General features: G+C 64.3%; 11 protein-coding genes. 3 read left to right on the forward strand and 8 right to left on the reverse strand.

Annotated features, from left to right (window positions below; all coding sequences use genetic code 11):
• Nucleotides 1–10 precede the first annotated feature (10 nt).
• Nucleotides 11–529 carry a carboxymuconolactone decarboxylase family protein gene (locus tag RQX22_RS05595; RefSeq protein WP_315724422.1) on the forward strand — a complete coding sequence of 173 codons (519 nt, stop codon included), beginning with the start codon at nucleotides 11–13 and terminating at the stop codon, nucleotides 527–529.
• A 38-nt stretch (nucleotides 530–567) separates the two neighbouring features.
• Here the strand turns inward: RQX22_RS05595 and RQX22_RS05600 are convergent, their stop codons facing one another.
• Nucleotides 568–1,332, reverse strand: a complete 765-nt coding sequence (locus RQX22_RS05600; protein ID WP_315724424.1) for a sulfite exporter TauE/SafE family protein — start codon at nucleotides 1,330–1,332, stop codon at nucleotides 568–570.
• A 158-nt stretch (nucleotides 1,333–1,490) separates the two neighbouring features.
• Between RQX22_RS05600 and epsC the strand changes: the two genes are divergently transcribed.
• Together epsC and RQX22_RS05610 are read left to right on the forward strand one after the other, a co-directional pair.
• Entirely contained in the window at nucleotides 1,491–2,189 is a 699-nt protein-coding gene (gene epsC / locus RQX22_RS05605) for a serine O-acetyltransferase EpsC (RefSeq protein ID WP_315724425.1), read from the forward strand.
• Nucleotides 2,189–2,551, forward strand: a complete 363-nt coding sequence (locus tag RQX22_RS05610; protein WP_315724426.1) for a DUF2794 domain-containing protein — start codon at nucleotides 2,189–2,191, stop codon at nucleotides 2,549–2,551. The genes epsC and RQX22_RS05610 overlap by 1 nt, the downstream gene beginning before the upstream one ends.
• A gap of 28 nt (nucleotides 2,552–2,579) precedes the next feature.
• Here RQX22_RS05610 and RQX22_RS05615 read toward each other — a convergent pair whose 3' ends face one another.
• From RQX22_RS05615 to pstC, 7 genes are all read right to left on the reverse strand, one after another.
• Complete coding sequence (locus RQX22_RS05615) at nucleotides 2,580–3,662, reverse strand: hypothetical protein (RefSeq protein WP_315724428.1); 1,083 nt, start codon at nucleotides 3,660–3,662, stop codon at nucleotides 2,580–2,582.
• A gap of 174 nt (nucleotides 3,663–3,836) precedes the next feature.
• Complete coding sequence (locus tag RQX22_RS05620; RefSeq protein WP_315724429.1) at nucleotides 3,837–4,148, reverse strand: hypothetical protein; 312 nt, start codon at nucleotides 4,146–4,148, stop codon at nucleotides 3,837–3,839.
• 124 nt (nucleotides 4,149–4,272) lie between these two features.
• The gene (phoB, locus tag RQX22_RS05625; protein ID WP_315724431.1) at nucleotides 4,273–4,971 is read right to left on the reverse strand and encodes a phosphate regulon transcriptional regulator PhoB; all 699 of its coding nucleotides are present in this window, start codon (nucleotides 4,969–4,971) and stop codon (nucleotides 4,273–4,275) included.
• Nucleotides 4,968–5,675, reverse strand: a complete 708-nt coding sequence (gene phoU, locus RQX22_RS05630) for a phosphate signaling complex protein PhoU (RefSeq protein WP_315724434.1) — start codon at nucleotides 5,673–5,675, stop codon at nucleotides 4,968–4,970. Before phoU ends, phoB begins: the two co-directional genes overlap by 4 nt.
• An 11-nt stretch (nucleotides 5,676–5,686) precedes the next feature.
• Complete coding sequence (gene pstB / locus RQX22_RS05635; RefSeq protein ID WP_410001597.1) at nucleotides 5,687–6,505, reverse strand: phosphate ABC transporter ATP-binding protein PstB; 819 nt, start codon at nucleotides 6,503–6,505, stop codon at nucleotides 5,687–5,689.
• A gap of 5 nt (nucleotides 6,506–6,510) precedes the next feature.
• On the reverse strand, nucleotides 6,511–7,725 hold the full coding sequence (gene pstA / locus RQX22_RS05640; protein ID WP_315724436.1) for a phosphate ABC transporter permease PstA: 1,215 nt from the start codon (nucleotides 7,723–7,725) through the stop codon (nucleotides 6,511–6,513).
• A 40-nt stretch (nucleotides 7,726–7,765) separates the two neighbouring features.
• Complete coding sequence (pstC, locus tag RQX22_RS05645; RefSeq protein WP_410001605.1) at nucleotides 7,766–9,157, reverse strand: phosphate ABC transporter permease subunit PstC; 1,392 nt, start codon at nucleotides 9,155–9,157, stop codon at nucleotides 7,766–7,768.
• Nucleotides 9,158–9,212 lie beyond the last annotated feature (55 nt).

A 9,212-nucleotide genomic window follows, 5' to 3' on the forward strand; every position in this document is an offset into this window, starting at 1 on the left:
GAGACCCATCATGTCGCTCAAGGAATTCGCCGACACCCTTCCGGATTATGCAAAGGACCTTCGGCTCAATGTCAGTTCCCTGCTTTCGGACCAATTGCTGGGCGATCAGCGCAAATATGGCCTGCTGCTCGCTTGCGCCCACGGAACCGGCTATCGTCCGATCGTCGCCGCGGCGGAGGCGGAAGTCGAAGGCAAATTGTCCGCGGAGGCCGCCAATGCCGCCCGCGCCGCCGCCGCCATCATGGCGATGAACAATGTCTATTATCGCTTCGTCCATCTCGCCTCCAATCCCGAATATGGCACGATGCCGGCCAAGCTCCGGATGAACGTGATCGGCGCACCTGGCATCGAAAAGGATGATTTCGAGCTGTTCAGCCTCGCCGTCAGCGCGATGAACGGCTGCGGCATGTGCATCGACAGTCACGAGCGGATATTGCTGCAGCACGGGGTCAAGCCCGAGACGGTCCAGGCAGCCGCTCGCATTGGCGCGGTGATCAAGGCCATCGCCACCGTCCACGCGACCCTTTGAAATAAACGTGACCGCCTTCCTGGGTTCTTTGGCAAGGCTCAGGTCAGCGCGCGGTATAGGCCATAAAGGCTGGTCAGGCTCAGCACCACGCCGACAATCGTGAGGAGCAAATCGGGGGCGACGCGTTTGGCCATCAGGGCGCCGATCGGAGCCGCGATCACGCCGCCGATCAGCAGGCCGACGGTGGCGATGGTAAAGGCTTCCCATCCGAGCGCGAATAAGAAGGTCGCGGAGATGGTGACGGTCAGGAAGAATTCCGCCGTGTTGACGGTGCCGATCACCCGGCGGGGGCTGGCGCCCTGGACGAGCAGGTTGCTGGTCACGACCGGGCCCCAGCCACCGCCGCCGGCCGCATCGAGAAAGCCGCCGATCAGGCCCAGCGGCTCCACGATCTTGGGTTCGCGCTCGGTATGGCGATGGGTCGCGCCCCGCCAGAGCAGGTAGACGCCCATCCCCGCCAGATAGACGAGGACGAAAGGGCGCGCCGTTTCCGCGCTGATCTGCGTCAGCGCATAGGCGCCTATGATACCGCCGATCACGCCCGGGATGACGATGCGGGCGAACAATTTCCAGTCGACATTCTTGTGCAGGACATGGCTGACGCCGGAGACGCCCGTGGTGAAGGTCTCCACCGTGTGGACGCCTGCGGAGGCCGTGGCCGGCGGCACGCCCAGGCTGATCAGCAATGTCGTCGAGATCACGCCGAAGGCCATGCCGAGGGCTCCGTCGACCATCTGGGCCGCGAAACCGATGGCGATGAACGGCAATAGGTCCATCAAGCCGACACCGGAAAAATCGAACATTCACTGCCCCCTCGAGGTACCGCCGTCGGCGTCGCCCGCTTTGCTTGGGGGAGGGCCACGAAGGCAAGAGGGAATCGGCGGCAAGGAAAGTTTGCGGCTTTGCTGGATTTCCCGCCCGGAATGCCTATTTTGCGGACGAGCTTTATGAGGGAAAGCCTATGTTTTCAGGCCTGACTGCCTATCTGGAATCGATCAAGGCACGCGATCCGGCGCCACGTTCGCGCTGGGAAATCTTCCTCTATCCCGGCCTGTGGGCGCTCGGCATGCACCGGGTGGCTCACTGGCTGTTCAGGGGTGAACTCTATTTCCTGGCGCGGCTCGTCAACCACATCGCCCGCTTCCTGACGGCGATCGACATCCATCCTGGCGCGGTGATCGGCCGCAACTTCTTCATCGACCACGGATTCGTGGTGATCGGCGAGACGGCGGTGATCGGCGACGATGTCACTATCTATCAGCAGGTCACGCTGGGCGGCACCAATCCGACCAACGGCGAGCCCGGCAAGCGGCACCCGACCATCTCGGACGGGGTCATCATCGGCTCGGGCGCACAGGTGCTGGGGCCGATCGTCGTCGGCCCGCGCGCGCGGATCGGCGCCAATGCCGTCGTCACCAAGGATGTCCCGGAAGGTGCGACCATGATCGGCATTCCCGCCCGTTCGACGCTGGTCAGCGCCGAGCAGAGCGCGGGGAGCTTCCTTCCTTACGGGACGCCCTGCACGGAAGCCTATGATCCGGCGACCCAGAAGCTGGAGATCCTGAATTGCGAAGTCGAGCAATTGCGCAAACGCCTGGCGGAATTGCTCGACGAACGCGGCGCGGAGGGGACGGGCAAGCGCAAGCGCGACAGCGCCTGATGGGTACCGTCCACCCTTTTCCGGCCGCATCATCGGGCCCGAGGGGCGGGACGGCGGAGCCGCAGGCCTGCTTCACGCGGTTAGAACTCAACCGCATCATCGACCTTTACGGACGCATGGTCGCGGCCGGCTTGTGGAAGGATTATGCGGTCGAGTTCGGAGCCGATATCGCCGCCTTCTGGGCATTTCGCCGGACGGCCGAGCGGCCCGAATACCGGATCGAGAAGAGACCGGGCCTGCGCGCCAAGCAGGGCATGTGGGCCTTGGTCGGCGAGGATGGTGCTGTGCTGAGGCGGGGACATGAGCTCGGCCCTGTCCTTGCGCCCATCGAACGCCGATTGATGAAAGTCGTCGCCGGCTGACGGGATGGCCAGCCGGCGCCACTCTGCGTCAGGCCGTCAGCGGACGATCCATTACCGGCAGCCTGGCCCGCAGCCCGGCTGGCAACGGTTCCACCACCTTTCGCCTCGCGCTGTGCCAGAAGGCCGACAGCAGCAGCAAGGCCGATCCGATGATGAAAGCGGTGAGGGCGAAGTTCAGTTCCACGGCGCCGAAGCGCTTGAACAGGTCGCTCAGCGCCCACAATACATAGGCCAATGCGGAGACGAGCAGGGCCCTCCGATCGATAGCCAGCGCCGTCAGCCCAAGCATCACATAGACGATGACCACCACCATGGCCTCGAGGATCGTCGCATTGCCGTCCGTAAGGCCGAGCAGCGAAAAGACCGGGTGAACGATCAGCGGCGCCGAAAGCAAATGCAGCCAGAAGGCGACGTCGGATCGCCGGGTCTGCCGCGTCGGATCGGAGGAATCCCAGCGCATGGCGAACAGGAAGACGCCGACGCCGGCAACAAGGGCGGCGGCGAGCAGGGCGTCCTTCGTCGCCGGGCTTTCGCCGATCGCCGAGGCAATCAGGGCGAGCGCGAGGACGACGACGGCCGCGGCCCCCGCGGCGATCGTGATCGGCACCCGGAAACGGCGCCAGTGCAGCCGGGCCGCGCCGGCTGCGACCGCGGCGCTGACGGCGCCGATCATGGCCGCCGTCCGACCGTCGCCGGCCTCGTTCATTGCGTCCGGGAACATCATTCCGACGGCTGCACCGATCGTGACGAAGACGCCGCCGACGAAGGCGAGCAGGAGGATGATGCTGGGAAGGGCCATACGTCGCTTCAGTGTGAAGAATTCGGCCAGACCCCAGGCGGTGGCGGCGACGAAAAGGCCCGAAAAAGGTGTCGGCCCCTCCCACTGATCGCTGAACCGGACCGCATCCCCGATCCAGGCGACCGCGACCAGCAATATGGCGGCGGCGATGGCCACGAAAATATCGTTGAATCCGGTCAGCAGGCGAAAATGCTCCTCGTCCACCAGCGGAGACGCCGCTGATTCGGCGACGAAGTTTCTCAATGCGGCGGCGGCCTCGGGAGTCATTGCTCCCGCCGTCACCGCGGCGTCCAGGTCGCTATCGCTATACATAGTCTGTCCTCCCCTGTTTCGGACATATTGGCATAACTGTATTGTTTATACCATACACCCGATTCGACCGCCAGCACATTGTGCCATTTCACAACGCCTCGACGTCTTCAGGGCAGAGCAGGGTGACAGACCTCGTCGGCGGGCCGGAGGGGGAACTCCGGCCCTGAGGCGCCCTCAGGTCGGGTCGCGGACGCCGCGCTCATAAGCCTGGACGCAATTGTCCGTCACCGTCTTCGAGCAGACCGGATAGGTTTCGGTGCTCGGCTGGGTCGCGAAGGCGGCGCTGGCATTGGGATTCGGCACGACCTGCGCGCCAGGTTGCACGGTCAGGGGCTCGTTGACGCCAGGCGGCGCAGATGCCGGGTCGGAGACCACCGGAATTCCGCGCGCATCCAGTTCGGGTGCGCTGTTGCCCGGGGCGACCGTCTCCTGCGCGATGGCGCTCCCGCTCAACATCAGGGCCGCCGTGAATAAGAAAGTCTTCATTCCATCCTCCTTGGGTTGCAGCCCTATTCGAGCGCTGCCGCACTATCTAAACGAGGACGTAACGATTTTTCTCCGCCCGATCTTGAATGCGGGACAATTGCAGAATGGGCGTCAGGATCGCGCCTCAGGCGCGGCCTTCATTGTCCAGGGCATAACCGGCCGAGCGGACGGTACGGATGATGTCGCTGCGTCCGCCCGTGTTGATGGCTTTGCGGAGGCGGCGGATATGTACGTCGACGGTGCGAAGCTCGATGTCGCTATCCTGCCCCCAGACGCTGTCGAGTAGCCTCTCGCGCGAGAAGACGCGGCCGGGATGTTCGAGGAAATGGCGCAGCAGCCGGAACTCGGTCGGCCCGAGCTGCAGCGTTTCGCCGCCGCGTCTCGCCTTGTGGCTGGCGATATCCATTTCGACATCGGCATAGTTCAGCCGCTCGCCGGCAAGGGCGGGCCGCACCCGGCGGAGTACGGCGCCCACGCGGGCGACGAGCTCGCGCGGCGAGAAGGGCTTGGTCATATAATCGTCGGCGCCGGTTTCGAGGCCCCGAACCCGATCCGCTTCCTCGCCGCGGGCGGTGAGCATGATGATCGGCACATTGGCCGTCGCCGAAGACCGTCGCAGCCGCCGGCACACTTCGATTCCCGACACACCTTCGATCATCCAGTCGAGGAGCACCAGATCGGGCGGATTTTCCTGGGCGAGCATCAATGCTTCGTCGCCGTCCGGCGTATGCGAAACCTCATATTCCTCGCGTTCGAGATTATAGGTGAGGAGTTCGGCGAGCGCCCGATCGTCCTCGACCAGCAGCACGCGGCCCTTGCTCATCCGTCCGCCTCCAGCGTCGTATCATAGCCGCGCTCGCGCTCGGCCAGATGATTGCCTGTGGCGGCGAAATAGACCATCTCCGCCACATTGGTCGCATGATCTCCGATCCGTTCCAGGTTCTTGGCGACGAACAGCAAATGTGTTGCCGGCGTGATATGGTTCGGATTCTCCATCATGAAGGTCAGAAGCGCACGGAAGATGCTGCTGTAGAAATCGTCGACGGCCTTGTCGCGTTCGCAGACGGCGGCGGCCTTGTCCGCGTCGCGCGCGGCAAAGGCGTCCAGCACGTTATGGACCATCTCGGCGACGATCCGTGCCATTTCGGGCAGCAGCGAAAGCGGCTTGAGATCGGGCGCTTCCTCGATCACCACCACCCGCTTGGCGATATTCTTCGCATAATCGCCGATCCGTTCGACAACGCCCGCAATCTTCAGCGCGGCCACGACCTCGCGGAGATCGTCCGCCATCGGTGCGCGGAGTGCGATGACCTGGACCGCCTGGCGCTCGACCTCGGCTTCTAGGGCATCCAGCTTGGCGTCGTCCTCAATGACGCGGAGGGCCGACTGGCCGTCGCGCTGGACCAGGGCTCGCATCGATTCGGCGATCGCCGCTTCGGCGAGCCCGCCCATTTCGGCGATGCTGGCGCGGAGCTGGTCTAGATCCTCGTCAAAGGCTTTGACGGTGTGTCCGGTGGGATTTGCCATCCTGTCGCTCCTCAGCCGTAGCGGCCGGTGATATAATCCTTGGTCCGCTCGGCCCGTGGATTGGTGAAGATTTCGGACGTGTCGCCATATTCGACGAGATTGCCCAGGTGGAAGAAGGCGGTCCGCTGTGAGACGCGCGCCGCCTGCTGCATATTGTGCGTGACGATGACGATGGCGTAGCGGCCGCGCAGCTCGTTGATGAGATCCTCGATCTTGGCGGTCGCGATCGGATCGAGCGCCGAACAGGGCTCGTCCATCAGGATCACCTCCGGATCGACCGCGATCGCCCGGGCGATGCAGAGCCGCTGCTGCTGCCCGCCCGACAAGGCGGTGCCGCTTTCGTCCAGGCGATCCTTGACCTCCTCCCAGAGGCCGGCGCGTTTCAGCGACTGTTCGACGATGCCGTCCAAATCGCCCTTGGAACCGGCCAGGCCGTGGATCCGGGGCCCATAAGCGACGTTCTCGTAGATCGACTTGGGAAAGGGATTGGGCTTCTGGAAGACCATGCCGACGCGGGCTCGGAGCTGCACCACGTCCATGCCGGACGAATAGATATCCTCTCCGTCCAGCTCGATCTTGCCTTCCACCCGCGCGTTGGCGATCGTGTCGTTCATGCGGTTCAGCGTCCGCAGGAAGGTCGATTTGCCGCAGCCCGACGGGCCGATGAAGGCCGTGACATTTTCCTGCGTGATGTCGATCGAGACGCTGTCGAGCGCTCTCTTGTCGCCATAATATACGCTGACGTCGCGTGCTATCATTTTGGGGGACGCATCATGGCCATGGTCCGCCTGCTGGTGGGCAGCCAGCTCCCCTATCGTTTCATCTGTCATGATTTTCACCAGCTTCGCTCGAACTTGTTGCGGAGGTAGATCGCCAACCCGTTCATTGCGAGCAGGAAGACGAGGAGGACGATAATGGCTGCGGATGTCTTTTCGACGAAACCGCGGCTGACCTCGTCCGACCAGAGGAAGATCTGGACGGGAAGCACGGAGGCCGGATCGGTGATGCCGCCCGGCGGCGTCGCTACGAAGGCGCGCATGCCGATCATAAGCAAGGGCGCGGTCTCGCCCAGCGCGCGGGCCATGCCGATGATGGTCCCGGTAAGGATGCCCGGCAGCGCCAGCGGCAGCACGTGATGGAAGACCACCTGCACCCGGCTGGCGCCGACGCCCAGTGCGGCGTCGCGTATCGAAGGCGGCACCGATTTGATGGCATTGCGGCCGGCAATGACGATGACGGGCATGGTCATCAGGGCAAGAGTGATGCCGCCGACCAGGGGCGCCGATCTCGGCAGGTGCATGAAATTGAGGAACACGGCCAGGCCGAGCAGGCCGAAGATGATCGATGGCACCGCCGCCAGATTGTTGATCGACACTTCGATCAGGTCGGTCCAGCGGTTTCGGGTCGCATATTCCTCGAGATAGACGGCCGAAAGCACGCCGATCGGAAAGGCGAGGGCGATCGTTACCAGCATCGTCAGCAGCGAGCCCTTGAACGCGCCCCAGATTCCGACCGCGGCAGGATCCGTCGCGTCGGAGGCGGTGAGAAAGCCGCTGTTGAATCCGGTGCGGACGGCATCTTTCTGCTCGAGCGCGGAATATTTGCGTTCGGCTTCCGCATTCGCATCGCCTTTGGCGGCCATGTCGATCATGCTTTCGGCGGGAAGCCAGAAGGTCGTCGTACCGCCGATCATGGCGGGATCGTCCAGGATCCTGCCGCGGACCCGCAGCCATGCGCTGTCGGAAAAGAGTCGCGGGCCGTCATCCCCATATTGCGCTCTCGCCGCTGCCGCGACGGTGCCCTCGATATCCGCCCCGGCGAGGGCGTCTGCGGCCTGGTCGCCTTTCAGCGCGGCGGGATCGAGCATGAGCGCGCTGTTCGGGAAGTCGATCTGCAGCTTGATCTCCGTCTGGGTGAAGCCGCCCAGGCCCTTGGCCAGCATGTTGATCAGCAGGAAGGCCAGGAAGGCGGCCGACAGGAGGACGGCACCAAGGCCGACCAACCGGAAGCGACGCTCGGCCGCGTAGCGGCGGCGGATGCGCCGCTGCATTATGTTACCGGCCCATTCGGTTGGTGCTCGGGCGGCTATGTCATTCATAAGCTTCACGATATCTCTTGACGACGCGGAGGGCGACGATGTTGAGCAACAAGGTGACGACGAACAGGACAAGGCCCAGGGCAAAGGCCGCGAGCGTCTTGGCGCTGTCGAATTCCTGATCTCCGGTCAGAAGCTGCACGATCTGCGTGGTGACGGTCGTGACGCTGGCGAAGGGGTTGGCGGTCAGGTTGGCCGAGAGGCCGGCCGCCATCACCACGATCATGGTCTCGCCGATCGCCCGGCTGACCGCCAGCAGGACCCCGCCGACGATTCCTGGAAGGGCCGCCGGCACGAGCACCTTGCGGATCGTCTCCGATGTGGTCGCGCCCATGGCGAGCGATCCGTCCCGCATCGCCTGCGGCACCGCCGCGATCGAATCGTCGGCCATCGAGGAAATGAAGGGGATGATCATGATGCCCATGACCAGGCCGGCCGCCAGCGCGGATTCGGACGAGGCGCCGGCGATGCCGATGGCCTGGGCGAAATCGCGTATGGCGGGCGCCACTGTCAGCGCCGCGAAATAGCCATAGACGACGGTTGGAACGCCGGCGAGGATTTCGAGCAACGGCTTCATCCAGCGGCGGACGACAGGCCGCGCATATTGAGTGAGGTAGATGGCGCTCATCAGGCCGAGCGGGATGGCGACGATCATGGCGATGATCGCGCCGATGAAGACGGTACCCCAGAACAGGGGAACGGCGCCGAACGCTCCGGACGATCCAGCCTGGTCGGCGCGGATGGCCGTCTGCGGGCTCCAGGTCAGGCCGAACAGGAATTCGAACGGATTGACCATGGAGAAGAAACGCAGGGATTCGAACAGGAGCGAGAGGACGATGCCGAGCGTGGTGAGGATCGCGATCAGCGACGCGATCAGCAACACCGCCATGACGAGGCGCTCGACACGGGTCCGGGCCCGGAAGGCGGGCGAGACGCGGCTGAAGGCGAATGCGCCGCCGGCGAAGGCGAGCAGGAAGGCGGCGACGCCGCCGATCAAAGTATATCGTCCGGTCGCCTGGGCGAAAAGCGGCGCGAGCGCCTCGGCCTCGGGATTGAAGGCGTTGATCTGGCTGTTGCCGGCCATGCTGCGCGCTTCGTTGAGGATGGCGTTACGCTGCATCTCCGCTTCGGGAAGATTTGCGGCGGCCGGGCTTTCCATGACGGCCTGGGTGACCAGGCCCTCTGAAATGGGCGACCAGATGACGAGGAAGATCAAAGCCGGCAGCAGCGCCCAGAGCGCCACATACCAGCCATGCTGGTTGGGGAGCGAGTGCGGGCGCGGACCGCCCGCGGTCGCGAAGGACTTCGCCTTGGCGCGCGCGGCCGCCCAGGCGATCACGCCGAAGCCGGCAATCATCAAGGCAACAGCAAATGCCGACACTTGCATCATCCTATTAGAGAACAAGGGTGGCGCCGGGCCCCCTAGGGCAGGGCCCGGCGCC

Origin of the sequence: Sphingosinicella rhizophila, assembly GCF_032378825.1 — a bacterium.
Lineage (GTDB): Bacteria > Pseudomonadota > Alphaproteobacteria > Sphingomonadales > Sphingomonadaceae > Allosphingosinicella > Allosphingosinicella rhizophila.